The sequence below is a fragment of the Neorhizobium phenanthreniclasticum genome, assembly GCF_040066075.1.
Lineage (GTDB): Bacteria > Pseudomonadota > Alphaproteobacteria > Rhizobiales > Rhizobiaceae > Neorhizobium > Neorhizobium petrolearium.
Map to the genome: position 1 here is coordinate 125,749 of NZ_JBEAAL010000008.1, position 25,540 is coordinate 151,288.

The 25,540-nt window shown below is 60.3% G+C and carries 27 protein-coding genes; 16 read left to right on the plus strand and 11 right to left on the minus strand.

The window, feature by feature from the left end:
- Positions 1-2: 2 nt before the first annotated feature.
- The 7 genes from ABK249_RS13615 to ABK249_RS13645 form a co-directional block, all read right to left on the minus strand.
- Entirely contained in the window at positions 3-935 is a 933-nt protein-coding gene (locus ABK249_RS13615; protein ID WP_081952885.1) for an ABC transporter permease, read from the minus strand.
- Complete coding sequence (locus ABK249_RS13620; protein WP_227704150.1) at positions 935-1,945, minus strand: ABC transporter ATP-binding protein; 1,011 nt, start codon at positions 1,943-1,945, stop codon at positions 935-937. Before ABK249_RS13620 ends, ABK249_RS13615 begins: the two co-directional genes overlap by 1 nt.
- Positions 1,945-2,982, minus strand: a complete 1,038-nt coding sequence (locus tag ABK249_RS13625) for an ABC transporter ATP-binding protein (protein WP_227704151.1) — start codon at positions 2,980-2,982, stop codon at positions 1,945-1,947. The genes ABK249_RS13620 and ABK249_RS13625 overlap by 1 nt, the downstream gene beginning before the upstream one ends.
- Positions 2,979-3,833, minus strand: coding sequence for a metallophosphoesterase family protein (locus tag ABK249_RS13630; RefSeq protein ID WP_227704152.1), 855 nt, complete (start codon positions 3,831-3,833; stop codon positions 2,979-2,981). Before ABK249_RS13630 ends, ABK249_RS13625 begins: the two co-directional genes overlap by 4 nt.
- 57 nt (positions 3,834-3,890) lie before the next feature.
- Positions 3,891-5,531, minus strand: a complete 1,641-nt coding sequence (locus tag ABK249_RS13635; RefSeq protein WP_227704153.1) for an ABC transporter substrate-binding protein — start codon at positions 5,529-5,531, stop codon at positions 3,891-3,893.
- A gap of 167 nt (positions 5,532-5,698) precedes the next feature.
- Positions 5,699-7,234: an alkaline phosphatase family protein gene (locus ABK249_RS13640; protein WP_227704154.1), complete on the minus strand. Its 1,536-nt coding sequence runs from the start codon at positions 7,232-7,234 to the stop codon at positions 5,699-5,701.
- On the minus strand, positions 7,221-8,048 hold the full coding sequence (locus tag ABK249_RS13645) for a DeoR/GlpR family DNA-binding transcription regulator (protein WP_227704155.1): 828 nt from the start codon (positions 8,046-8,048) through the stop codon (positions 7,221-7,223). Before ABK249_RS13645 ends, ABK249_RS13640 begins: the two co-directional genes overlap by 14 nt.
- Before the next feature lie 185 nt (positions 8,049-8,233).
- On the opposite strand from ABK249_RS13645, the gene ABK249_RS13650 reads away from it, so the two are divergent.
- Complete coding sequence (locus ABK249_RS13650; protein WP_280107464.1) at positions 8,234-8,374, plus strand: thioredoxin domain-containing protein; 141 nt, start codon at positions 8,234-8,236, stop codon at positions 8,372-8,374.
- Between the two features lie 187 nt (positions 8,375-8,561).
- Positions 8,562-8,996, plus strand: coding sequence for a thioredoxin TrxC (gene trxC, locus ABK249_RS13655; protein ID WP_227704156.1), 435 nt, complete (start codon positions 8,562-8,564; stop codon positions 8,994-8,996).
- Between the two features lie 50 nt (positions 8,997-9,046).
- Here trxC and ABK249_RS13660 read toward each other — a convergent pair whose 3' ends face one another.
- Entirely contained in the window at positions 9,047-9,505 is a 459-nt protein-coding gene (locus ABK249_RS13660; protein WP_227704157.1) for a DUF302 domain-containing protein, read from the minus strand.
- A 93-nt stretch (positions 9,506-9,598) separates the two neighbouring features.
- Between ABK249_RS13660 and ABK249_RS13665 the strand changes: the two genes are divergently transcribed.
- Positions 9,599-10,546: an MBL fold metallo-hydrolase gene (locus tag ABK249_RS13665; RefSeq protein WP_227704158.1), complete on the plus strand. Its 948-nt coding sequence runs from the start codon at positions 9,599-9,601 to the stop codon at positions 10,544-10,546.
- A 17-nt stretch (positions 10,547-10,563) separates the two neighbouring features.
- Here ABK249_RS13665 and ABK249_RS13670 read toward each other — a convergent pair whose 3' ends face one another.
- The 3 genes from ABK249_RS13670 to ABK249_RS13680 form a co-directional block, all read right to left on the minus strand.
- On the minus strand, positions 10,564-11,661 hold the full coding sequence (locus ABK249_RS13670) for a YeeE/YedE family protein (RefSeq protein ID WP_227704159.1): 1,098 nt from the start codon (positions 11,659-11,661) through the stop codon (positions 10,564-10,566).
- A gap of 66 nt (positions 11,662-11,727) precedes the next feature.
- A complete protein-coding gene (locus ABK249_RS13675; protein WP_037153397.1) occupies positions 11,728-12,084 on the minus strand; it encodes an ArsR/SmtB family transcription factor in 357 nt (118 codons plus the stop codon).
- Between the two features lie 66 nt (positions 12,085-12,150).
- Complete coding sequence (locus ABK249_RS13680) at positions 12,151-12,519, minus strand: thioredoxin domain-containing protein (RefSeq protein WP_407722139.1); 369 nt, start codon at positions 12,517-12,519, stop codon at positions 12,151-12,153.
- A gap of 73 nt (positions 12,520-12,592) precedes the next feature.
- Between ABK249_RS13680 and ABK249_RS13685 the strand changes: the two genes are divergently transcribed.
- The 13 genes from ABK249_RS13685 (at position 12,593) to ABK249_RS13745 (ending at position 25,491) form a co-directional block, all read left to right on the plus strand.
- Positions 12,593-13,327 (plus strand): cytochrome c biogenesis CcdA family protein, encoded by a 735-nt coding sequence (locus ABK249_RS13685; protein WP_227704161.1) that lies wholly within the window; start codon positions 12,593-12,595, stop codon positions 13,325-13,327.
- Between the two features lie 9 nt (positions 13,328-13,336).
- Positions 13,337-13,927, plus strand: coding sequence for a SoxW family protein (locus ABK249_RS13690; protein ID WP_227704162.1), 591 nt, complete (start codon positions 13,337-13,339; stop codon positions 13,925-13,927).
- 130 nt (positions 13,928-14,057) lie between these two features.
- Positions 14,058-14,519, plus strand: coding sequence for a sulfur oxidation c-type cytochrome SoxX (gene soxX, locus ABK249_RS13695; RefSeq protein WP_037153837.1), 462 nt, complete (start codon positions 14,058-14,060; stop codon positions 14,517-14,519).
- A 24-nt stretch (positions 14,520-14,543) separates the two neighbouring features.
- Complete coding sequence (gene soxY, locus ABK249_RS13700; protein ID WP_037153410.1) at positions 14,544-14,993, plus strand: thiosulfate oxidation carrier protein SoxY; 450 nt, start codon at positions 14,544-14,546, stop codon at positions 14,991-14,993.
- Between the two features lie 30 nt (positions 14,994-15,023).
- Complete coding sequence (soxZ, locus tag ABK249_RS13705) at positions 15,024-15,353, plus strand: thiosulfate oxidation carrier complex protein SoxZ (protein ID WP_227704163.1); 330 nt, start codon at positions 15,024-15,026, stop codon at positions 15,351-15,353.
- A gap of 86 nt (positions 15,354-15,439) precedes the next feature.
- Positions 15,440-16,294 carry a sulfur oxidation c-type cytochrome SoxA gene (gene soxA / locus ABK249_RS13710; RefSeq protein WP_227704164.1) on the plus strand — a complete coding sequence of 285 codons (855 nt, stop codon included), beginning with the start codon at positions 15,440-15,442 and terminating at the stop codon, positions 16,292-16,294.
- Between the two features lie 76 nt (positions 16,295-16,370).
- Positions 16,371-18,071, plus strand: a complete 1,701-nt coding sequence (gene soxB / locus ABK249_RS13715; protein WP_227704165.1) for a thiosulfohydrolase SoxB — start codon at positions 16,371-16,373, stop codon at positions 18,069-18,071.
- An 87-nt stretch (positions 18,072-18,158) separates the two neighbouring features.
- Entirely contained in the window at positions 18,159-19,430 is a 1,272-nt protein-coding gene (gene soxC, locus ABK249_RS13720; protein ID WP_227704166.1) for a sulfite dehydrogenase, read from the plus strand.
- On the plus strand, positions 19,414-20,103 hold the full coding sequence (locus ABK249_RS13725) for a c-type cytochrome (protein WP_227704167.1): 690 nt from the start codon (positions 19,414-19,416) through the stop codon (positions 20,101-20,103). The genes soxC and ABK249_RS13725 overlap by 17 nt, the downstream gene beginning before the upstream one ends.
- 119 nt (positions 20,104-20,222) lie before the next feature.
- Positions 20,223-20,669, plus strand: a complete 447-nt coding sequence (locus ABK249_RS13730; protein WP_227704168.1) for a pseudoazurin — start codon at positions 20,223-20,225, stop codon at positions 20,667-20,669.
- A gap of 200 nt (positions 20,670-20,869) precedes the next feature.
- Positions 20,870-21,259, plus strand: a complete 390-nt coding sequence (locus tag ABK249_RS13735; RefSeq protein WP_227704169.1) for a DUF302 domain-containing protein — start codon at positions 20,870-20,872, stop codon at positions 21,257-21,259.
- Positions 21,260-21,534: 275 nt separating this feature from the next.
- Positions 21,535-23,388 carry a heavy metal translocating P-type ATPase gene (locus ABK249_RS13740; protein ID WP_037153427.1) on the plus strand — a complete coding sequence of 618 codons (1,854 nt, stop codon included), beginning with the start codon at positions 21,535-21,537 and terminating at the stop codon, positions 23,386-23,388.
- Positions 23,389-23,592: 204 nt separating this feature from the next.
- Positions 23,593-25,491: an ABC transporter substrate-binding protein gene (locus tag ABK249_RS13745; protein ID WP_227704170.1), complete on the plus strand. Its 1,899-nt coding sequence runs from the start codon at positions 23,593-23,595 to the stop codon at positions 25,489-25,491.
- The last annotated feature ends 49 nt before the right edge of the window (positions 25,492-25,540 follow it).

Genomic DNA, 25,540 nt, shown 5'->3' on the forward strand with positions numbered 1-25,540 from the left:
TGTCACGCCGCCTGTGTTTTGCCGCCGCGCATGCGCGGGTCAATCAGACCGTAGAGAAGGTCGATGAAGAGATTGGAGAAGACCATCATCACGCCGATCAGAAGCAGGATGACCTGCACCACCGCCAGATCGCGTGACTGCACCGAAGAGACCAGCAGCCGGCCGATGCCGGGCCAGGAGAAAACGCTCTCTACGACGACTGCCCCGCCCACAACATTGCCCAGCATGAAACCGAAGACGGTTACGATCGGTATCGCCGCATTCGGCAGAACATGCCGCGTCACCACCTGTCTCGAGCGGACGCCCTTGGCGGCGGCGGTGCGCACGAAAGGCCGTCCGAGCACTTCCACCATGGAAGAGCGGGTATAGCGTGCGACTGTCGCCGCTCCCGCGATGCTCAGCGTCGCGATCGGCAGGATCATATGGTAGGGCGTCGCATAGCCGCCGGAGGGTAGCCAGCGGAGCTGCACCGCGAAGATCAGCGCCAGAACCAGGGCCAGGACGAAGGCAGGCACGGTGAAGCCGAAAACGGAGGCCGACATGATCAGCCTGTCGAAAGTCGAGTTGCGGTAGAGCGCCGCGGTCATGCCGGCAGCAACGCCGATGATCGTCTTGAGGAACAGCGTCGGCACCATGATCCACAGCGTCGCCGGCAGCCGGGCCAGTACGGTTTCCATTGCCGGCCGGTTCTCGCGCATGGAATTGCCGAGGTCGCCGTGAAGGACCGCGATGATATAGCGATAGAACTGCACCCAGATCGGCTGATCGAGTCCCCATTCGTGACGGAAGGCATTGACCACTTCCTGCGGCGTAGCCGGATCGAAGAAGCGTTCGGCCGGGTCGCCCGCAAGCCGGAGGACGATAAAGGCGAAGGTGACGATGATGAACAGCGTCACCAGGGCGCGCAGGAAACGCGTCGAGACGAATTGCAACATCAGGCAGCCTCCCCATTGGCAACCGCTACGCCGGCGGTCGACGGATTGTTGACAAGATGGCAGGCAACCGCCCGCCCGCCTTCCGACATGAGTTCCGGTCGCTCGATGCGACAGACGGGCTTCACCTGCGGGCAGCGGGTATGGAAGGGACAGCCGGGCGGAACATTGACCGGGTTCGGCGGATCGCCGGCCAGGATGATGCGCTCGCGCGCCGACCGACCCTTTCGCGGCACGGCGGAGACGAGCGCACGGCTGTAAGGATGCAGCGGCTGATGGAAGACCTCGCCCGGCCGGCCGATCTCGACAATGCGCCCGAGATACATGACCGCCACCCGGTCGGCGATCTGGCGCACCACTTTCAGATCGTGGCTGATGAAGACGCCGGTAAAGCTGTTGCGGGCGCGGATATCCTGGAAGACGTTCAGAACCTGCGCCTGAACCGAGACGTCAAGCGCCGAGACCGGCTCGTCGCAGACCAGGAGTTCCGGCTCCATGACCAGCGCCCTGGCGATGATGACGCGCTGCCGCTGGCCACCGGAAAGTTCGTGCGGGAACCGATCGCCGTGGTGCGAGGAAAGGCCGACATTGCCCATCACCGCCCGTACTTTGGCACGACGTGCATCCCGAGTAAGGTCCGGGAAATGGACGATGAGCGGCTCGCCGATCTGCTCACCTATGGTGATGCGCGGATCGAGCGCGCCGAGTGGATCCTGGTAGATCATCTGCATGCGCCGGCGCATCCGTCGCCAGGCGAGATCGGGCACCGCGCCGACCTTCTCGCCGCCGAACACGACCTCGCCCGAGGTTGGCGGGATGTGGCCGAGCAGCAGCCGCGCCGTGGTCGATTTGCCGCTGCCGCTTTCGCCGACGATGCCGAGCATCTCACCCGGCGCCACGTCGAAAGTCAGTCCATCGACCGCTTTCAGCGTTTTTGTGCGGGCAAACAGATTGCCCCGCTGGCGGAGCCTGTAATGGCGCGTGAGGTTCTTGACGGTAAGCTGACCTTTCATCACACCAACTCCGCAGTGATCTCTACAGAAGCAGGCAGGCGAGCATTGGCCGGCGGTAGTATGTCGCCGAGCTTCACGCAGGCGGCCCTGTGGCGTCCGTCTGTCCCGGCAGCGATCATCGTCGGCACGGCCCGCAGGCATTCGGGACCGGCAACGGCGCATCGGGGTACGAAGGTACAGCCGGACGGCAGCCGGTCCGGCGGCGGCACAGAGCCCGGAATGGCGAGAAGCCTCTGGCGCGGCCCGTCGATCGACGGAATGGCATCGATCAACCCACGCGTATAGGGATGGGCAGGATTGTCGAAGAGATCAGCGGTCGGGCTGTCCTCCACGATACGGCCGCAATACATCACCACCACCCGCTCGGTCATTTCGGCGACCATCCCGAGATCGTGGGAGATCAGAACCAATGCCATGTTGCGCTCGCGGCGCAGATCATCGAGGAGATCAAGGATCTGCGCCTGGATGGTGGCATCGAGCGCCGTCGTCGGCTCGTCGGCGACAAGCAGGTCCGGATTGCCGGCAAGCGCCATGGCGATCATCACCCGCTGGTTCATGCCGCCGGAGAACTCGTGCGGATATTCGCCGAGCCGCTGGCGCGCATTGGCGATGCCGACGCGGTCGATCAGGCGCTCGGCCTCCCTGCGGGCTGCCGCGCCGGTCAAGCCCTGATGCAGGCGCAGCGCCTCGCCCAGCTGCCAGCCGATCTTGTGAAGCGGGTTGAGCGAGCTCGAGGGGTCCTGGAAGATCATCGCGATGCGGCCGCCGCGGATTTCGCTGAGCCGGGCATCGTCGGCGCCAAGGATTTCCCGCCCTTCAAGCCTTGCGGAGCCACCGACCCGGGCGTTACGACCGAGAAGCCCCAGCACCGCCATCCAGGTGATTGACTTGCCGCAGCCGGATTCGCCGACGATACCGAGCGCCTCGCCGCGCTTGAGTGTGATATCGATACCGTGCAGCGCACGGGTGAAGCGATAGCGGCCTTCAAACTCGACGGTGAGGCCACGGATATCCATGAGATCGGTGGATCCGGTCATGCGCCTGCCTCCGTAGCTGGATCATTGGGGGATACTGGAACGCCAGGCCCGACCTGCAGCAGATATCGCTCGGCGCCTTCGAGGATGACGCAGCTCAGCACCTGCCGCATATAGGCGCCGGTATCCACATTGATGCGGTTCGGGAGGCTCTCGACCTCCTGGCGCGGCGTATGGCCATGAACCACCACCTTGCCGAAATTCTTCCGCGAGAGGAGAAATTTGTCGCGTATCCATGTGAGGTCATCGAGCCGCTGATCGGCAAGCGGACGATCCGGGTCGATGCCGGCATGGGCGAAGAAATAGTCCCCATCGTCGTGCCACAATGGCAGCGAAAGCATGAATTCCTTGTGACGAATGGGGATTACGGCCGCAAACATCTGCTGCAATGCGACGGCGCGGCCGATATCGGCAATGCCCGCGAGAATCTCGCCTTCCTTCAGCCCGTAGGAGACGAGCGTTTCAAGCCCGCCCTTCACCGCCCAAGCCGAGAGGACAGAAGGATCGGTCAGGAAGGTCGCCAGCCAATGATCGTGATTGCCGCGCAGGCACATGATCTCGATACCGTCTCCCCGCCGCTCCTGAGCGTTGATGATCGCTTCGACAACGCCCGCCGAATCCGGGCCGCGATCGATGAGGTCGCCGAGGAAGATGATCAGGGCCCGATCCGCCGGATGGCGCTTCATATCCTCGGCGATCGCAGTCCACATGGCTGCGAGAAGGTCTGCTTGACCATGCACATCACCGACCGCATAGACGCGCCCGCCAGAGATCGCAGGATTGACGGCATCCTCGAATTCCGGCCAGGGCTCTCCCTGACGTTCAATGGCAAGCGGGCGGCGATGATGGCGCATGGCAACGAGAGCTCCGGATGACAAAAGCGGGGCGCTGAAGCACCCGCCGCCCTTCGATTACTTCTTGATTGAGAAGGAGCCCGGACGGAAATCCATCACGAACATCGCCGACGGCTTCCACTGGATGTCGGCGCGCTTGCCGTAGAGGATGGCATTCTGGTGCAGGACGACCATCGCCGGGTCTTCAGCCTCGATGATCTCCAGTGCGCGGGCAAAGGACTTCTTCACTTCAGTCTTGTCGGTTGAGGTGTTCAACACGTCGCAGAGCTTATCGAACTCGTCGTTCTGCCACATGCCGCTCTTCGGATTGGTCTTTGTATTATACGAGCCGTAGGGGCAGTTATTGGCAAGCAGCGCAACCGGATAGGCGAAATAGGCCGTGTTCGACAGGTCGGCCATCATGCGATCCGGAGCCGGATCGTTCGGGTTATCTATGACCGAGAAGTCGATGTTGAAGCCAATTTTGCGCAGGTTGTCGAGGTCGAATTGGGCAACAGTCAACTCGTTCGGATAATAGTCGTTGTGGACGCGATAAGTGATCTTCTCGCCCTTGTAGCCGGCTTCCGCGAGAAGCTTCTTGGCAAGCTCCGGATCATAGGCCGGCGACTTGAAGTCCTCGACGAAAAGATCGCCGAACAGCTTGTGCTGGAAGCCCTGCGGCACGGCGGTCATGCCACCCCAGAGCGAGTTGACGATCGTGTCGCGGTCGATCGAATGCGAAAGCGCCTGGCGGATCAGCTTGTTCTTCAGTGGACCGTTGTTGGTGTCGAGCGCGATGAAGCGGATATTGGCGACGGGCCCGCCGACGACGTCAAAATCCTCGGTATTCTTCAAGAGTGGGACCTGGTCCGGGCCGAGGTCGCTGACGATATCGTATTCGCCGGACATCAGGCCGTTCACGCGGCTCGCCGCTTCCGGAACGACCATGAAGTCGAGCTTGGCGATCGGCGGCTTGCCGCCCCAGTAATCGTCATGGGAAACGAGATGGATTGCCGAACCCTGGTCGACACCGACGACCTTGTAGGGGCCGGTCGCAACAGGATGAAGCGCGTAGTCTGCCCAGGACTTGGCCTCCTGGAAGCCGCGCTTGGAAATGATCGCCGCATAGTTGACGCGGGCAAGACGGGCTTCCGTATCGAGCGTCGCCTTTTCCATGACGAAGCGGACCGTATAGTCATCGACCTTCTCGACCGACTTCAGCAGCGGCCATTCCGACTTCCGGTTGGCGGCGGTGATGGCCGGCGGGACGATGCCCTTCGTGCCGTCGGCGTGGGTGAAGGTTGTCTGGCCGGCCTCACGGGCTTTGACCTGTTCCGGCAGGCGGCCGTAACGTTCGTCGGAGAACGAGAAGACAACGTCATCGGCCTTCATCTCGTCGCCGTTGTGGAACTTGACGCCATGGCGGAGCTTCACTTCCAGCATCGTGTCGTTCAGCCACTTCCATTCGGTGGCGAGGCCGGGCCGGGCTCTAAGATTGGGGTCGGAAAGATCAAGCTCGATGAGCTGCTCGAAGATCATGTTCTGGTATTTGCGGGCGGCGGTCCCGCCGTTGTCGCTCGTGTCGAGCGTACCGGCCGTGCCCATGCTCTGCAGGGCGACTGTGATGTTTGGCCGGTCCTCGGCAAAGGCGGCATGGGAAAGGAAAGTGCCGGCGAGCAAGGCGCCCGCGAGCGACAGGGTTTTGAGGTTCTGGATCATTGCGAAATCTCCTTCAAGGGGACATGCAGTGGAAAGTGAGACCGCCTTGTCGGGCGGCATGGCTTCGCCGCTCGCCGACTGGCGCTGTCCCGCCGGCGCTCGGTATCTCGAGGTCTCGATGTCTTACCGGGGCGCCCGGTCAGGCCGGGCGCATCGTCATGGAACGATCAATCCTGCAGTTCTGCGACCCTTGCAGCGTCCATTCCAGCCGCCCTCTCGGTCACAAGATCAGCTTCGTCGACATAGGGACGTTCGCCGACATGGCCGATAATGATGCGCGACACCTTGCCGTCGATGGCCGCCGTGAATTCCTTCACGACCGGGGCCGGCACGGCTTCGCCGTCTTCGAGGAGCTCGAACATCGGCCGGCCGGTCATGCTGGCTGCAGGTTCGAGGCCAAGAAGTGCGAGAATGGTCGGCGCAAGATCGTAAATCGCCGTGCGCGAGGCGACGACCTCACCGCCGCTCTTCAAGCCGGCGCCCTCACCGATCAACACGGCCGCCAGTTCCGCGGCATGCAGACCTCCGTGCGACCCGCCGCCGAGCGGAATGCCGCTGTAGCTGCCGGCGTCGCAGATCGACGTGCCTGGAACGCCGAACTCGTTTTCAGCGTCGGTGCCTCGAAGGTTGATGTAGAGGTCCGGTGCACGGTCATGCGCGGCACCGGTCAGTTCCAGCGCCAGCGTGCCGGCGATGATGCCCTCCTGCGCGCCCGGCTCGACCGCCCGGGTGAAAGTGGCGCCATACCAGGGTTGCGCGGCGAGCACATCGAAAACGCCCTGCAACAGGCCCTTGTCAAATTGCTTGAGCCAGAAGCCCGGTGCGCGCCCCCGCCGATATAGCACGTCGATGTCGTTGTCGAAGCGCGTGTCGGCGGCGATGCCGGCCTGCTTCAGGGCATCGCCGACGGAAATGAATTCGTTGATTGTCGAGTGGCCGTGGTCGGAGGTGACGAAGATGACAATGTCGTCCTTTTCCGGCTGCCTGTCGCGCCATTCGAGAAGATTGCCGATCGCCGCATCGCAATCGCGCATCGAGGCGAGCATGCCTTCGGCGCCGAGACCATGACGATGTGAAGCGCTGTCCACTTCGGTGATCCAGATGATCGCGGCCGCCGGCTTTCTCTGCGGCCAGACGGTATCGGTGAAGGCGGCAACGGCCTGGCGTTCGGCGCCACGGTCAAAGCCGTTGGCCGGAACCCGGTGCTGCTCGGCTATGTCGACGGCGAGCTCGGGCGGGAAGCCGATCGCCGGATGGCGGACGTTGAAGCCGGCTTGTCCCCAGTCCGCCCCTTTCCAGTTGAGCGCAGTGAACGAACCCTGCCCGCTCGAATTGACCACCGCGAAGGACTTGCCGTTCTTGGCGAGCGTTTCGGAAAGATTGGTGGCCGTCACCATGCCGCCAACAATGCGGCGCTCGCCGGCACGCCAGTCGTGGACCGTATCCGTGCCGGTCAGGCGGCCCGAGCCGTCGCGGGAATAGAACTCATTGCCGAGAATACCCGTCGTTTCGGGGCGGGCGCCGCTCGCAAGTGCAGTCAGCGCCCCGCGCGTCTCGCTCGGGAACACCGTGCGATGATCCTTGCTCGACACGCCCCGCGCCCGCATGGCGGCGAGATTGGGCATGGTGGTTTCGTTGATCATGTCGGGGCGCAGGCCATCGATGCCTACAACGATTACATGGCGGATATCAGCCATTGTCATTGACCTTTTCTTGCAGGTGCGGAAATTCGGACACCTCGGGTGAGGCGGATTGCTCAGGATAGAAAACGCTGGCGCCCGCCTCGGTCAGAAGCCCGGCAAACGGCTCGTCGAGCGGCATATCGGTCACGAAGGTTTCTATGCCGGCGAACGGAATGCTGCGATAGCGGCCGACGGCGCCGATCTTGGTGTGATCGCCGACATAGATGCTGGCGCGGCTCTGCGTCGCAAGCCGGGTCTTCAGCTCCATATTGTGCTTGGTCCGCTCCACGAGCCCGAACTCAGCGTCGAGCCCATAGACGCCGATGATCGACAGGTCGAAGCTGCAATTGCGGATCGCGCCGAACACTTCGTCGCCGAACAGCGTCTTGGCGTTCCAGTCGTAATCGCCGCCGGTCAGGATCACCTTGTGGCGCTGGCCTGCCTGCAGCGCGTCGCCGATCGCCGGCATGTTGGTCATGACGGCGACCGGCGGACCGTTGCGCATCGCCTGCGCGACCGCAAGAACCGAACTCCCGCCCGTCATGAAGATCCACTGGTCCGGCTGGATCATCGCCGCTACCAGCGTGCCGATGGCCTGCTTTTCCGCCCGTTCCATGTTGACGCGCTCGTCAAGTGCCGCCTCGCGGCCGGAGGGGATGGCTCCCCCATAGACCCGCTGCAGCGATCCGCCCCGCTCTAGGGCGACCAGATCGCGGCGGATCGTCTCGGTCGATACCCCGAAGGTTTCGGCAATCGCGCTGATCGACATGCCGCTGCCGCCATTGACCAGGCGGATGATGGTTTGGTGTCGGCTGGCTGCCGGAATCTTCGACATAGACGATCGCCTCTTCTGATGGCGGTGTTCTAGGACGCAAACATTGCAGCGGCGTGACACATTTTTGAACTTATGTTGTCAGTTCAACAAAGCCACACAAACTCCCACATTTTTCTCTGCGCATCGTCCAACGGTCAGTTCAGATAGGTGCATCTAACTAAGCCGAACATACGCGCATATCCGGATTGCTAGACCGCAATTGCAACCAGGCCCTCGCCTTCAATTTCGTAGGCACACCCTCGTTCGTCATCCACGGGACAACCTTCGGCAGCGTCCTGGATGAAAAGGAACTGAAGGTGGCGATCGCCGAGGCCCGGGCAGCCTGATTCATGATTGCAGGAAAGTTGGGTCTTGGCCGAACGCAGTCCGCCTCAACATCCTCGGCTCCGCACTGGACACGTTACCCAGTGCGGTTGCGGACGGTTGTTTCAGATCAATGAATTTGACCATGGATAGGATATGCTAAAACCGAAACCGCGGAGTGGTAATGGACACCCGTCGCACGGAGGCATCATGGCGAAGATCGTCCCCTGCCCCAACTGTGGGCAACTTAACCGGCTGGATGACAAGCGGGATGGAAAATTGGCCCATTGCCCGGCCTGCAAGTCGCCGCTGTTCACCGGCCGGCCGATTTCCCTGCACAAGGGAAATTTCGACCGTCAGACTGGCTCCGACGATCTCCCGGTAGTCGTCGACTTTTGGGCATCGTGGTGTGGTCCCTGTCGTGCAATGGCTCCTGCCTTCGAGGCCGCTGCCGCCGATTTCGAGCCCAGGGTGCGATTCGCCAAGGTGGACACCGAAGCGGAACAAGGCCTTGCTCAAAAATACGGAATTCAGGCCATTCCCACCCTGATATTGTTCAAGGGAGGAAGGGAACTCGACCGGCGCAGCGGCGCGATCAGTGCCGGCGCGCTGAGGGAATGGCTGGAGCAAGCCGGCGTCGCATAAACTACCGATCCGCAGCAAGCTCCGAGCATCTGATTGGTGCGCTTATCCTGTCAATTACCGGATGCCTCGCGCACGAGGTCGTCAAGGAGACTGTTGACGTCATCCCGGGCCTCTCCTTCCGGTAGTCGGCGAAACCCGACCTTCACGGTTCCGGGCGCTGCCTCTGCCTCATAGGCGAAGAGCACGTAGGGACAGAAGCCGATGTTTGCGAGATCTGCCTCCATTGCCTTGCGGGAAACGGTCGCCGAACAGAACTGCATGAACTCCGCCTCGCGGTAGAGCACTTTCCCGGCGCCGACATCGCCTGCCGTACGCGCCAGCATCTCGGCAACGTGGCCGTGATAGTCCACCACATAGCCTCGATTGACGATGGCGTCCTCCAGATCGGCTAGTACCTCCGCAAAGGGTGCCTTGCTTTCATAGATCTTCAAAACGTCCGACGCCGTTGCCCCGGTGCACCCCAGGGCCGCCGGCAGAGCGACCAGCGATGCCATCACGATCTTTATCATCTTCTCCTCCCATATCCTCATCGCAGAAAAGATCAGCCTAGCCGAGACTTCAAAAACATGCAAAAATATAAATGTATAAATAGGAGGAGCATCATGGCGTCGTTGAGTGTCTATGAGGCATCGGGGCGATCAAGCCGCAGGGGGTTTCTGGCGGGCGGTCTCGCCCTTGCGGCATCCGCAGTCCTGACGCGGCCGGCTCATGCGGTCGGGCGAGTTTCGATGGGCGACAGCGAATTCATCACGGTCAGCGACGGAACACTGACGTTACCCATGGGGTTCCTGTTTCCGGATGTTCCAAAGGATGAATTGCAGTCGTTCCTGGTCGCCCAAAACATGCCGACCGATGCTCTGCATCCGGACTGCAATGTAACGCTGCTCAGACAGAAAGAGCGTCTGGCCATATTCGACGTCGGCTCAGGCGCCAATTTCATGCCGTCTGCCGGAACGCTTATCGACAATCTCGCCGCCGCCGACATCGACCCCGGCAGCGTCACCGATGTTGTCTTCACCCACGCGCATCCGGATCACCTTTGGGGCGTAACCGATGATCTGGACGAGCTGGTCTTTGCCAATGCCCGTTATCACATCGGGCAAGCGGAATGGGACTTCTGGTCTTCGCCGAACGCCCTGCAAACCGTCTCTGCGGATCGGCAGACCTTTGTGGTCGGCGCCCAGAACAGGTTTGCCGCACTGAAGGACCGGATCGCGTTCCTCAAGCCCGGGCAGGAGATCCTGTCGGGGGTCGAGGTCATCGATACCGCCGGCCATACACCGGGGCATCTGTCCTTCATGGTCCATGGTAGCGGTGACCAGACACTGATTGCAGGCGACGCGCTCAGCAATACGGCCATATCTTTCCGACATCCGGAATGGCGTACGCAGAGCGATCATGATCCGGAGCGCGGCGTCGCGATGCGCCGGCAGTTGCTTGCTCGCCTCGCAGGCGACAAGGCGCGGATCATCGGCTATCACTTTGACCACGAAGGAATTGGCCGCGTAGAGCAGCGAGAAGGTGCCTACGCTTTTGTACCGGGGGCCTGAGCGGCGACCGTCTCGAGCTATCGGTCAAGGCTGACGGAACTCTCGCGAAAGATTGCCAATCCGGAGCCCTCGATGAGATAGGCGAGACCGATTCTGGCGCCGAGCGCTATCGAAGCGAAAGCGAGCGGTGCCGAGATGGCGAGTGCGGAAACGCCGGTAATCCCTTGTCCGATCGTGCACCCCATGGCGAATACGCCGCCGACCCCCATCAGGAGCGCGCCCAGCAGATGCCGGCTCAGTTCCCGTGCATCGTCGCAGGCTTCCCAGCGCACGGTGCGGCGAACCTGCGCATTGATGGCCGAGCCGACGATGACGCCCATGACCAAACCGACACCATAATCGGGCACACTCCCCGTAAATGTCATGAGTTGAAGCAGGGCATCGCCCACCGGAACGACGAAGGAGCCGGCTTCGAGCTGGACGATTTCGAAGGAATTCCTCGAGGCCAGAGTGGTGGCAACCCAGCCGAAGGCAATGACTGCTCCAATGGTCATTCCCGCGCCAATCGACCACCACCGACGCCGGTAATCGGAATCCCGGAATACCCAGCCGAACATGGCAGCCGCGACGATGCCGGCAATGGCAAGACGAAGATCGACGCCAGTGAAGTAGGACGCAACAAGCCCGACGGATTGCCCGCCGGCAAAACCGAAGTCAATCGCCAGGTTGTCCACGATCGGCACGCGCGCCTGGGCGATCAGCCCCTTCTGGGCGGATAGCGCGCTGACGCCGAGGATGATGAGAACGACAAGGGATCGCAGGCTTCCGCCGCCAAGCCTGACGAGCGCGCCGAAGCCGCAGGTGCCGACGAGCGCCATGCCGAAGCCGAACATCACGCCACCCAGGATCGCTCCGGTCCAAGCGAAGCTCGAACGGATGTAGAAGCTCTCGTCGGATGCGGCAAGCCCCAAGGCCTGAAGGCTCTGGGTCAGGACAAGAGCGGTCGCAGCGGCGAGAATCCAGGTTCTCAGGCCGGTGCTGTCATTGGCATACCAATAGCGCTCCAACGCGGACATCGTGCAGAAACGCTGATTGCGGGCCACAAATCCGAGCACGCAACCGGCAAGCAGCCCGGCAACGGGCAAGAACCATGCCGATGCAACGATATTATCCATTTTATCCTCCCGCGAACCCTCCCCGGTTCGCAAAGGTCGTAACGCCAGTCCCTCCGTTGACTGGTGTTACGATGGCTTCTCACCCTGTCGCACCGGTGCGCAGAAGAGCTCGTAGAGAGAGCCTATCACGGGTGCGATCTCCTTGTTGGCAAGTGAATAGTAGATCACACGCCCATCCCGGCGGGTCGTGACAAGGCGATCGAAACGGAGGCGCGCCAGTTGCTGCGATACGGCGGCCTGCGGCATTCCCATCGTGTTTTCCAGCTCCGAGACGGATTTTTCGCCTTCGGTGAGCAGGCACAGGATCAGCAATCGGTCCTCGTGCGACAAAGCCTTGAGCAGCTCACTCGCCTTTCGCGCCTGCGCGAAGAGCTTCTCCCGCTCTTCCGGCGTTTGCAGCGTGTTCAACTGTGGCAGGCTCATTCGCCCATACCTCCTAATTCGCATCCGAGGCCATATTGGCAGAAAGGACCACGCAATGTCCATTTCCTACGGAAGCTTGGCGATCAACTCATCGATTGAAAACCAGAAAAACTCATCTCCCGCGTAGCCGCGCAGGCGGCCGATCTCCTCACCCTCATCCATCAGGATGAAAGTCGGCGTAAACCGCTCCCGCTGTATATGGTCGAGATCCTCAGGCCACGCCTCGGTGATGTCAACGCGGCGAAGAGGCGCGCGTGCACCCTCTTCCGTCTTCGGCCATGCGGGGGCAATCTCGGCATTGAAGCGTGCGCACCAGACGCAACCCGGCTGCTCCAGCATGACCAGCTCGGCCGCCTTCCCCGAAGTCGCACCGGCGAGGATGAGCACCGCAAGAAGGGTCGATGTCCGCAAGGATGGAGAAGCGTCCGAAATCATCATTTGCAACATATAGCATTTTCTGAATACATGTGGCAATGCTGTGATGCAGGGTGGTCTTGGGAGGGATCGAATGCTTGATATTAGCGTGGGGGGCGCGTTACTGGCTGGGTTGCTGTCATTCGTATCGCCTTGCGTTCTGCCCATCGTTCCACCTTACCTGGCCTGGCTTGCGGGGGTGAGCTTCGATCGATTGCGGGATGCCCAGCCGAACCCGGACGACCGGCGACAGGTCATATTTTCAGCAGTCTCTTTCGTTGCCGGCTTCTCGACGGTTTTCGTTGCCCTGGGTGCGACAGCGAGCCTGATCGGCAAGACGATCGCCCAATATTTCAATGTGCTTTCGGTGGCGGCAGGCGTGGTGATCATCGTCATGGGCCTGCACTTCCTCAAAATCCTTCAGATCGGGATGCTCTATCGGGAAGCGCGGGTACAGGTTACGGAGAAGCCTGCTGGTTTGGCTGGCGCCTTTTTGATGGGTCTGGCCTTCGCCTTCGGCTGGACGCCGTGCGTGGGACCGGTTCTGGCCGCAATTCTGTTCGTCGCAGGGGGAGAAGGGACGGCGACGCGCGGAAGTATTCTGCTGGCTGCCTATTCCCTTGGCATCGGACTGCCCTTCATCGCTTCGGCCGTTTTCGCCAGCCGGTTCCTTGGTTGGGCGGCGCGCTTCCGGCGACACATGCGTAAGGTGGAGGTCGCGCTCGGCCTCTTCCTGATCGTGACGGGACTGCTTTTCATGACCGGACAGATGTCGACGATTTCGCTTTGGCTCCTCGAGACATTTCCGGCGTTTCAGACAATCGGTTAGGAGGTCGCAATGCTGCAATTCATTTTTCTGGCGTTCTTCGCCCTCTTCGTCAGTGCTTCCGCCGGAGCGGCTGCAACGATCGGCGAGGATGGCCTTCACAAGGAAGAGTGGTTTTCGACGACCTTTCGCGACATTGCGGAGGATATTGCCGAAGCCAAAGCCCAGGGTAAGCGCCTGGCGATCGTGTTCGAGCAGCGAGGCTGTATCTATTGCCGCCAGATGCACGAGAAGATTCTCTCCGATCCGGAGGTGCGCGACTATATCAAAGCCAACTTCCTCGTCGTGCAGTACAACATGTTCGGTGACGAGGAAGTGACGGACCTCGACGGCGAGGTGCTAACGGAAAAAAGCGCTGCCCGCAAATGGGGTTATATCTTCACGCCGACGATTGTCTTCCTTCCCGAAGATGCCGGGGCGCGGGTCTCCGTCAGCAAGGCCGCCATCGCGACGATGCCGGGAGCTTTCGGCAAATGGACCTTCCTCAACATGTTCCGCTGGGTGCGCGAAAAGGCGTATGAAGGAAGCGAACATTTCCAGACCTACCACGCGCGCATTATCCAGGAACTCCGCAACTCGGGGAAGCTCATCAGCGAGGACTGATCCGTGTCGGCAGCCGATATATTCAAAGATTTATATTTTTCTATTGATGGCTGTTGAACATAGCGCTATCGTAAAAATGGAGGCTTGAACCGGTCATGCCGGTTCGGTGAGTTTGGGAGGACTCATGGAAATGAAGCGTTTCCTGACCTGTGTCGCGGTGCCTGCTTTCTTGTGCAGTCAGGCTGCGGCGGTAGAAATTGCGCCGGACGCCGTCAAGATCGACGAAATGAAGGTCTCTCAGTCTCTGACTGGCGCGACCGGGAATGCCGAAGAGGGCGCGAAAGTTCTGGCGAATCGCGGCCTTGGAAATTGTCTTGCCTGTCATGTCGTCACACCGCTTGCCAAGGAACAGTTCCACGGCAACGTAGCCCCTGCCCTGGATGGCGTCGCCGATCGCTGGTCCGAAGCCGAGCTGCGGGCAATCGTGGTCGACGCCAAGCGGGTTTTCTCCGAAGAGACCGTCATGCCCGCCTTCTACAGCCTCGAAGTCGGCATCAACGTCCGCAAGGACCTGGCTGGAAAGACGATATTGACGGCACAGCAGGTCGAGGACGTCGTCGCCTATCTCACGACGCTGAAGGGCTCAAAGTAATTTTCCGGAAGAGGAGATGAATGCATGAAGATCAACAGGCGACAGATGCTGAGCCTCTCGGCGGGCGCAGCACTCTTCTCGATAGCGGGACATCGCTCCACATGGGCGGATGTGCCGGCTGCCGAAAAGCGAATTATGGACTTTGCAGGCGGCAAGACGCCCGCATCCGGCAAGATCACCTTGACTGCACCCGAGATCGCCGAGAACGGCAACACGGTCCCGATCTCGGTAAACGTCGAAAGCGCGATGACTGGCGGAGACATGGTCGACTCCGTCATCATCATCGCGGATGGCAATCCGAATCCGGAAGTGGCCACCTTTCACTTCACCGCACTGAGTGGCACGGCTGTCGCGACGACCCGCATGCGCCTTGCCAAGACACAGAACGTCATCGCCGTCGCGAAGATGGCCGACGGCTCGGTTTTCATGGACAAGAAGGAAGTCAAGGTGACGATCGGCGGTTGCGGCGGCTGACGACAACAGAGGTGGAAGGAGACTAGTCAAATGGCAGCGCAACCAAAACCGCGTATCAAGGTTCCGAAGGAAGCGAAAGCTGGCGAGGTGGTGTCGATAAAGACCCTCATCAGCCATGAGATGGAATCGGGCCAGCGCAAGGACAAGGACGGCAAGGTCATCCCGCGCAAGATCATCAACAAATTTGCATGCGAGTTCAACGGGGCTCCCGTTTTCTCCTGCGATATCGATCCGGCGATCTCGGCCAATCCCTATTTCGAGTTCAGCGCGAAACTGACCGAAAGCGGCACGTTCAAATTCACGTGGATCGATGACGATGGCGCTATCTACACGGATGAACAGAAGATCACCGTAAACTGAGCATTCCACTCGCCGCAACGGGCGGCGAGTGGACACCCATCGGTCGTCATCGCCTCATTGGGGAGGTTATCTTGGGAGGGATAACGATGAAGAGACTATCCGTCTTGCTGCTGGTGTCGGTGGCATCTATCTCGGGATTGGCAGTGATGGCCTACGCCGATCCTGTCGATGATACCCTGACCATCGATGATCGCGAGATGATCATAAGGGCGAAGGCGCCGGAAGGGCATCCGTTCGATGAAGTGCTGTCCGGTTGGCTTTTCCGGGAGTCGGAAACCCGTGCGACGGAAGCCGATTCGTTCGCCAATCCAGGAATGCTTGCGGTGGAGCGCGGCGAGGAACTCTGGAACACCGTCGATGGATCGATGGGGAAATCCTGTTCCTCTTGCCACAATGATGCATCCGCGACGATGAAGGATGTCGGCGCGCATTTTCCCAAGTGGGATGCGAAGGCCAGGAAGCCCGTCAACATCGAGATGAAGATCAATGACTGTCGTACCGAGCGTATGGGTGCCGAACCCTACAAGTTCGACGCGGAGGAGCAGGTGGCGCTGACCACCTATATCAAGCACCAGTCCTTGGGCACTCCGGTACAGATCGACCTGTCTCAGGGCGAAATGCAGTCGTGGTGGGACAAGGGCAAGGAACTCTACTATACCCGTACGGGCCAGTTGGATTTCTCCTGTGCCTCCTGTCACGAGAAAAGCATGGGCAAGTTCATTCGCGCCGATCACCTCAGCCAGGGGCAGGTCAACGGATTTCCGACTTACCGCTTCAACACCGCCGGCATGGTCTCCCTCCACAATCGCTTCCGCGGTTGCATCCGGGATACCCGCGCCGAAATGCCAAAGGCCTTTTCGGACGAATTGATGGCGCTTGAGGTCTACGTCACCTGGCGCGGCACCGGCCTTTCGGTCGAGACGCCTGCGGTTCGCCAATAACAGGACCGAAGACCAAGATTGTTTCTCATGCGCGGAGGGTTCGAAGCCGTCCCCTCCCCTGGTTATGGAGTCCTTGATGTTATCGAGACGTGAAATGCTCATGGCCGGCGCAGCGCTGTCGGCCATCGTCGGCTCCGGGCTTGCCGGCAAGTGGTCGAGGGTCGCCGCACAGCAGTCTCTGAGCGAGGACGATCTGCTCCGCTTCGAACCGCTCGGCAATGTGACGATCCTTCACCTCACGGATATACACGCCCAGCTCATGCCGATTTATTTCAGGGAGCCGTCGGTCAATCTCGGTGTGGGTGATGTGGCGGGCCTGCCGCCGCACGTCACCGGTTCCGATTTCCTTCGCCTCTATGACATAAAGCCTGGAACCCCCGAGGCTTATGCATTCACCTCCGAGGATTTCGTGGCGCTTGCCCAAGGGTACGGCAAGATGGGTGGGCTGGACCGGATTGCGACGATCGTCAAGCGGGTCAGGGCCGAGCGCGGCGAAGATGTCTTGCTGCTCGACGGCGGTGACACCTGGCAGGGCAGTTACACCTCCTACCAGACCAAGGGTCAGGACATGGTGGACGCCATGAACGCGCTTGCACCCGACGCCATGACGGGGCACTGGGAGTTCACCTATGGTACGGAACGCGTCCAGGAGATTATCGAGACCCTTCCCTTTCCATTCCTCGGAGGAAACATTTTTGACGCCGAATGGGATGAACCCGCCTTCGATGCCTATAAGATGTTCGAGAAGGGAGGCTCCAAGATCGCCGTCGTTGGACAGGCGTTTCCCTATACGCCGATAGCCAACCCGCGCTGGATGTTTCCCAACTGGTCCTTCGGTATTCGCGAGGAGCAGGTCGCAAAGAACGTCGCGGCCGCACGCGCGGATGGCGCGGACATCGTCGTGCTGCTTTCCCACAACGGTTTCGACGTCGACCGAGCCCTCGCATCACGCGTGGGCGGAATCGACATCATCCTGACTGGACATACCCATGATGCGATTCCGGAGCCCGTTCTTGTCGGCAAGACCTTGCTGATTGCCTCAGGCTCGCATGGAAAGTTTATTACACGGCTCGATCTCGATATCCGGGATGGAGCTCTGAGGGGCTATCGGCACCGGCTCATCCCGGTGTTCTCGGATATCATTGCGCCGGATCCCGAAATGTCGAAGGCAATATCCGACATTCGGGCGCCGTATCAGGCTGAACTCTCGCGAGAACTTGCGACCTGCGACGGTCTCCTATATCGGCGCGGAAACTTCAACGGGACGTTCGACGACCTGATCTGTCAGGCTCTGCTCGACATACGCGAGGCGGATATAGCCCTCTCTCCGGGCTTTCGCTGGGGCACGTCAGTTCTGCCCGGGCAGAAGATTACCGTCGAGGACCTGCACAATGCATGCTCCATGACCTACCCGAACGCCTACCGCAACATGATGACCGGTCAGATGCTGAAAGACATCCTGGAGGACGTGGCCGACAACCTGTTCAACAAAGACCCCTACTATCAGCAGGGCGGCGACATGGTCCGGGTGGGCGGCATGGGATATTCGATCGATCCCGAAGCGGCGATCGGATCCCGCATTTCCAGCATGGTCTTGCTGAAATCGGGCGAGCCGATCGAGGCTTCGAAAGAATACGTCGTTGCGGGTTGGGCCTCGATCAATGAAAGCACGCAAGGACCGCCGATCTGGGACGTCGTGGAGCAGTACCTGGCGCAAAATCCGGTCGTCAGCGTGGAAGAGAACCAATCCGTAAAAATCATCAATCGGAAGTCATGAGGCAAAGCCTCGTTGGCAGATGGATTGCGGCGTGATATATAGAAAAAATTGAATATGTTTTATGAGTCATCTGTTCGGGAGGAACTGATGAAGACCGAGACAACCAAGACAACGCGCCGTGCCCTTCTCAGGGCCGGTTTCGCAGGCGGCGCGGCGGCACTTGCCACCGGCACGGCGGCCGGTGCGCGGGCCGCCGGCGATCCGGCAATTACCGAAATCCAGGATTGGAACCGCTATCCGGGAAAGGGGGTGGATGCAACGCCTTATGGGTCGCCTTCTTCATTCGAGGCTCATGTCATCCGCAAGAACGTCCCCTGGCTGACCTCCGATCCCATCTCGTCAGTCAATTTCACGCCCCTGCATGAGATCGACGGCATCATTACCCCGAGCGGCCTGTGTTTCGAGCGTCATCATGGCGGCATTGCCGAGATCGATCCGAACGCGCATCGGCTCATGGTCCACGGCATGGTGGACAAGCCCCTTGTCTTTACGATGGCCGACCTGAAGCGCTTCCCAAGGGAGAACCGCGTCTACTTCCTGGAATGCGCGGCGAATTCGGGGATGGAATGGCGCGGAGCGCAACTGAACGGCTGCCAGTACACGCATGGCATGGTGCACTGCGTCATGTACACCGGCGTCTCGCTCAAGACTATCCTGAATGAGGCAGGCGTGAAGCCGGAAGGCAAGTGGCTTCTGGCGGAAGGAGCAGACGCTTCGGCGATGACGCGATCGATCCCGCTTGAGAAGGCATTGGACGACTGCATGGTCGCTTTCGGAATGAACGGAGAGGCGCTCCGTCCCGAACAGGGCTATCCCGTCCGCCTCGTGGTTCCCGGCTGGGAAGGCAATATGTGGATCAAATGGCTAAGGCGCCTCGAAATCGGGGACCAGCCCTGGCAGCAACGCGAAGAGACGTCGAAATACACGGACCTTCTCGCCAACGGCAAGGCGCGCCGTTTCACCTTCCTGATGGACGTGAAATCCGTCATCACCAACCCCAGCCCGCAGGCGCCGATCAGGCATGGCAAAGGTCCGCTCGTGCTGACCGGGGTTGCATGGTCCGGCAACGGGCGGATCAGGCGCGTCGACGTCTCCGTCGACGGCGGCCGCAACTGGCACACGGCGCGTATCGACGGGCCGGGCCTGCCAAAGGCGTTGCACCGCTTCTACTACGAATTCGACTGGGACGGCTCTGAACTGTTCCTGCAATCCCGCGCGATCGACGAGGCTGGTTTCGTGCAGCCGACAAAGGACCAGTTGAGAAGCGTGCGCGGCACCAATTCCATCTATCACAACAACGGCATCCAGACCTGGCACGTCACCGAGGAAGGGAGGATCGAGAATGTCGAAATTTCGTAAGCCGCTGCTCATCATCGGCCTATCCGTTCTGGCTAGCGCCGCCACTGCTCTGGCGGGAGATGGAGAACATTTCAAGCTCGGGCGCGTCGCAACTCCCGATGAGCTGCTTGCCTGGGACATCGACGTTCGTCCCGACGGTCTCGGATTGCCTGATGGACGGGGTACAGTGGCCCATGGGATGGAAATCTTTGACGAGAACTGCGCGTCCTGCCATGGCGATTTCGGCGAAGCCGTCGGCCGGTGGCCTGTCCTGGCGGGCGGGAAAGGGACGCTTCAGGCAGATCGGCCGGAGAAGACCATCGGTTCCTATTGGCCCTATCTCTCCACCGTTTTCGACTATGTCCGCCGTGCGATGCCATTCGGCAATGCCCGGTCACTATCGGATGACGACGTCTACGCTTTGACCGCATATCTCCTCTACCTCAACGACGTCGTGACGGATGACGAGTTCGAACTCTCCAAGGAGAATTTTGCCGACATCAAGCTACCGAACGAGGTCAACTTCACCGACGACGACCGTACGAAGGAACCGTTCTATGCCGACAAATCGGAGCCGTGCATGGAAAATTGCAAACCCGACAAGGCGACCATAAAGGCGCATGCCGCGATCCTCGACGTGACGCCGGAAGATGCCGGCGAGGATGACCAGCCGGCGAGCGGTGGAATAGAATAGACGGGTCGCCAGTTCGGATCCGATCCGCTCTGAAATCGATGACAAAGCCGTTGCTACACGGCCGCCGATGACCAACCCGCGATCAAGATCAGATCCCCATTCATACAAGGGAGAATTACATGAAGAGGATTATCCTGGCAGCCGTATTGGCCCTGATGACTGTAACCCCTGGTTTCGCGATAGCCGCCGATCACAGGGTCGAGATGAGGAACAAGGGCTCTGATGGGAGCGCGATGATATTCGAACCGCGCCTGGTCAGGGCTGAGGTCGGCGACACGGTGACCTTCGTCGCGATCGACAAGGGCCACAATTCCAGCGCCATAAAGAAGGGCGTTCCCGACGGCACTGCTGAGTGGAAAGGCGAGATCAATCAGGAAATTACCGTAAAGATCGAGGCTCCCGGCGTGTATATGTTCCAATGCACGCCGCATTTCGGCATGGGAATGATTGGCGCCATCGTTGCAGGCCAACCGGTGAATCTCGAAGCTGTCAAGGCAATAAAATTTCCCGGCAAGGCGAAGCAGGTCGCATCGGAAATATTCGCGGAGATCGAGGCGGATGATTGAGCTCGATTTGAGGATTGGCCGGCCGGCCTGCTCGAAAACGCCACCAAATGGGCGCGCACGGCGATACGGCGGTTTCCGCGCCGATATTCTGTTCCCCCCGAACTGATGTCCGAAATCAGGGCTGCATTGCGCAAGATCAGTGCCCGCCATGATGGATGCCCTACATAACCCAATGCGACGTAGAGTTGGGAGTTGAGATAATGGCTTATACCTTAGACAAGACAATCGACGGGTCGACATTCAACGAGGTGGTCGAAAGGACCAAAGCGGCTCTTTCGAACAATGGCTTTGGCGTTCTCACCGAAATTGACGTCAAGGCGACGATGAAGAAGAAGCTGAATACCGATCTTGATGATTACCTCATCCTGGGCGCATGCAATCCGGGCATGGCTTTCGAGGCGATCAAGATGGAGCCAAAGGTCGGAGCGATGCTGCCCTGCAACGTCATCATTCGATCCCTCGGCGATGAGGGCGTCATGGTCAGCGCCATCGACCCCGTAGCCTCCATGCAGGCGATCGATAATGACGCCTTGAAGGAAACGGCGGGGAAGGTTAGGGGAATGCTGGCGGTCGTCGTTCAGGCGATATAACCGGCCCTTCGGAGATCGTGATGAAAAGGCAGAAGTTGGGTGGAAACACCGAGGGCGGATGCTGCCGGGGCCGGAATCGGCAATGATGACATGCTGCATGATTCGGCCGAAGTCTCCGACACGAATTGGACCGGCATCACCATGGTCAGGATGGCAGTGTCTGCTCAACGCGCTTTTCTGACGGACAAAATAAGGTGGTGTCCGTCATCTGAAAGTTGGGCCGCTGTTTTTCGGAGCGCCTGCGGCAATCGCCTCGGCCGAGGGAGTTGAGCCGCGTGGAATATGCAAGCGCCGATCGATTGAAGAAGGCCCTCCTTTTGATTGCGCTGGCCGGCCTCGTGACGGGACTTGCCCTTTACTCTGCAGGCAGGATCGATGCGGCCGGCATCGTATGGTCGGCAGGGGTCGTCCCCGTCCTGGCCGCGCTTCTGGTGGAGATTCTGCGCAGTCTATTCAGGGGAGAGGTCGGGCTCGACATCGTGGCGGCCTTGTCCATGTCGTCGGCGCTGGCATTCGGCGAGACGCTGGCGGCCGCCGTCGTCGCTGTGATGTTTTCCGGCGGCACTTTCCTCGAGAGCTTCGCCGAAGGCCGCGCTAGGCGCGAAATGCAGGATCTCCTCTCGCGCGTGCCACGGGTCGCGACCCGGCATCGCGACGGGGCGCTGGAGGATGTACCGCTCGACGATATCGAACCGGGCGACCGGTTGCTGATCCGGCAAGGCGATACGGTGCCCGTGGACGGCACGATTGCGTCCGACACGGCCTTCCTCGACACCTCCGCGCTGACGGGAGAATCCCTGCCCGTCCGGCTTGCTCGCGACAGGGAGGCGATGAGCGGTTCGACCAATGCGGGCGAGGCATTCGACCTCAAAGCAATACGCCGCGCGAGGGAAAGCACCTATGCCGGGATTGTCCGCCTCGTAGAGGAGGCGCAGAAGTCGAAAGCACCCATGTCGCGGCTGGCAGACCGCTGGTCGCTCGGCTTCCTCGCGGTGACGGTCGCGCTGGCTTCGACCGCCTGGTGGTTCACAAGCGATCCGATCCGGGCCGTTGCCGTGTTGGTGGTGGCCACGCCCTGCCCTCTGATCCTTGCAGTGCCGGTGGCGCTGGTGGCGGGCCTTTCGCGCGCAGCGCATTTCGGAGTTCTCATCAAGGGTGCCAAGCCACTCGAGGCGATGGCGCGAATACGAACCCTGATTGTTGACAAGACAGGTACGTTGACGGAAGGGCGTCCGCGGATCGTCTCGATCGACAGTCACATCGGCATCTCCGAAGTGGAGATCCTCCGCTTCGCCGCGGCGCTTGAGCAGGCATCGCAGCATCCCGTCGCACAGGCTATTGTCGCCATCGCGAAGGAACAGGGCCTCACTCTGCCGGTACCCTCGGAAGTCGCCGAGATTCCCGGCGAGGGCGTCGTTGGAAGTGTCCAGGGTCGCAAGATTGTAGTGGGTGGCGCAAGTTTCGTGGCAAGGCGCATCGGGCAGACATCGGACAATCATTCATCTCTCGCGGCAGGATCCGTTCTCGTCGCCGTGGCGGTCGACGGTAAGATGGCGGGACATCTGGTAATGGCCGATCCCTTGCGCAAAGGGGTGGAAACCATGTTCAAGCGGCTTCGGCAGGAGGGCGTGGCGCGGATCCTTCTGGCGACCGGCGATCGTCCCGAGGTGGCCGAACGCGTGGCGGAAGGTCTTGGTCTCGATGGTCTTCGGGCCGGGCTGACCCCGGATCAGAAAGTTCTCCTTGTCCTCACCGAGCGCAAGAACGGCCCTGTCATGATGGTCGGCGACGGAGTCAACGACGCACCGGCGCTCGCCGCTGCGGATGTGGGCGTCGCTATGGGGGCTCGAGGCGCTGCCGCCTCCGCCGAGGCCGCCGACGTCGTGCTGCTCGTCGACCAGGTCGACCGGCTCGGACCTGGGATCGTGATCGCCCGGCGCGCCCGCCGCATCGCGATTGAAAGCGTCGTCGCCGGGATCAGTCTGTCCGTGCTTGGCATGGTCGCTGCAGCCTTCGGCTACCTCACGCCGGTTCAGGGCGCACTGCTTCAGGAAATCATTGACGTTGCTGTCATCCTGAACGCCTTGCGCGCTCTGCGCATCACGCCGCCCGAACTCCCGGACGGCTAAGGCATGAATCACATCTCAATTGATAGACCCTGAGCCTAGCTCGCTCACTGCTGGCAGAGTTAGCTCAATCATCGACATCAGCTCAGTTTATATCCGATATTGTGATATAGATCACATTATATGTTGACTTCTATCTCCGGCTGTTAGACTATCACTCCCGTTCGGATAGCCGATGAGCACGCTGGAAACTGGGAGGATAACGGCATGCTTTCGAGAAGGACATTCATGTGGCTCGCGGGTACATTTCTCGCGACCAGGCCGGCGCTTGGGCAGGTGCCGGGCGGCGATTTGCCCCGAGATCAGTTGCTGATCCTGGAAAATCCAGAAGGCACAATTAAGAATGCCGGCTGGTTCAACATTTGGGCCATCAATGCAGGTGGCCAGACTACCGGCCTGCACCAGAACGCGATGGATACATTCTGGTATATTGACCCAGATCACGGGATCAACGGCGTCTGGGACAATTCTCTAGCAACCGAAAAGCCGATCTATAATAAAAACTTCACGGAAATGACCGTGAAGTTGAGGTCGGGTATCTTCTGGAGCGACGGGGTGGAATTCACGGCTGACGACGTGGTGTTCACGATCGAGACGCACATGAAGACCAGTGGACTGCGTTGGAGCGCTCCGGTTCAGGTCAATGTGGCCGCGATCGAGAAAAAGAGCCCGACTGAGGTACTCTTCAAGCTCAAGAAACCCAACTCACGCTTCCACGCTCTGTTTACCGTCCGCTGGAACGCGATGTGGATGATGCCGAAACACGTCTTCGAGAAAGTTGGCGACGTGCTGAAATTCGACTTCAATCCGCCAGTGTCGCTGGGCGCATATACGCTCCACAATTTCGACCGTGGTGGCAAATGGTTCATCTGGAAGAAGCGGGACGATTGGCAACGGACGACAGTCGCGCGCTATGGCGAGCCCGGTCCTGGCTATCTCGCGTACATCGATCCGGGACCACCTGAAAAGCGCGTCATCGAGCAGCTCAATCACCGGCTCGACGTCATTCACGATCTTTCGCCCGAAGGCATGTTTACGCTCGCGAAGGATTCTCCGTCTTCGGTGAGTTGGTTCAAGGGTTTCCCTTATGCCCACCCGGACCCGACGCTTCCTTCTGTCATCTTCAATCATCGGCTGGAGAAGTTCCAGAACAAGGATGTCCGCTGGGCACTCGCGTTGCTGATCGATATCAAGGCCGTCAGCATGGCTTCCTATCGTGGCGCGGCGACAATCTCGGCCATCGGCGTGCCGCCTACGGGACTATATCCGAAATATTACTTCGAACCAATGGAGCAATGGCTTACTGGCTTCGAGCTCGATACCGGCAAACGGAAGATCAAACCTTACGACCCGACGGTGGGCAAGCAGATCGCCGATATGCTTCGGCCTTCGCTCAAGGATCAGATACCATCGGACCCCGCGGATATTGCGACCGCCTTCGGCAGAGGCTGGTGGAAGCCCGACCCGGAAGCGGCAACCGAGCTCCTCCAGAGGGCAGGCTTCACCAAACAGGGTGAGCGCTGGTTCCAGCCGAATGGCGAGCCGTTCACCGTGAAGGTTATGGTCGAAGGCGACCTTCGACCCGTCATGACGCGTGCAGGCTCGATCATTGCACAGCAATGGCGGCGTTTCGGCATCGATGCCAATATCGACGTCGCTCAGGGAACAATGCTCGACCGTCGTGGTGTCGGCGACTTCGATACGTTCATCGGCTGGAGCGTCGAAACCTGGGGCGGTCACCCAGACCTCTCCTTCTTCCTTGACAGCTGGCATTCGCAGTTCGTGGTCGATGTCGGCAAGGTGCAGCCGCCGAGAAACTGGCAGCGCTGGGCCGAACCTCGGCTGGACAAGATCATCGAAGAGATCCGCACGATTGATTTCGACGATCCGCGCGGCGTTGAACTCGGCCTCGAGTATCTGAAGCTGGCGGCGGCTGAGATGCCGATCATTCCGCTGATGGCATACAACGTGTTCGCGACGATGGACACAACCTATTGGACCGGCTTCCCGAGCCTTGCCACGAAGCCCTACACGAATCCGGTCTCCAACTGGGGCAACACAAAATACATGATGGTCAATCTGAAGCCGACCAAACCGGCGAAGTGACCGGGCCCGTCCGGCGTTCCCAGCACCGGGCGGAACCTCTTTCCAAGAC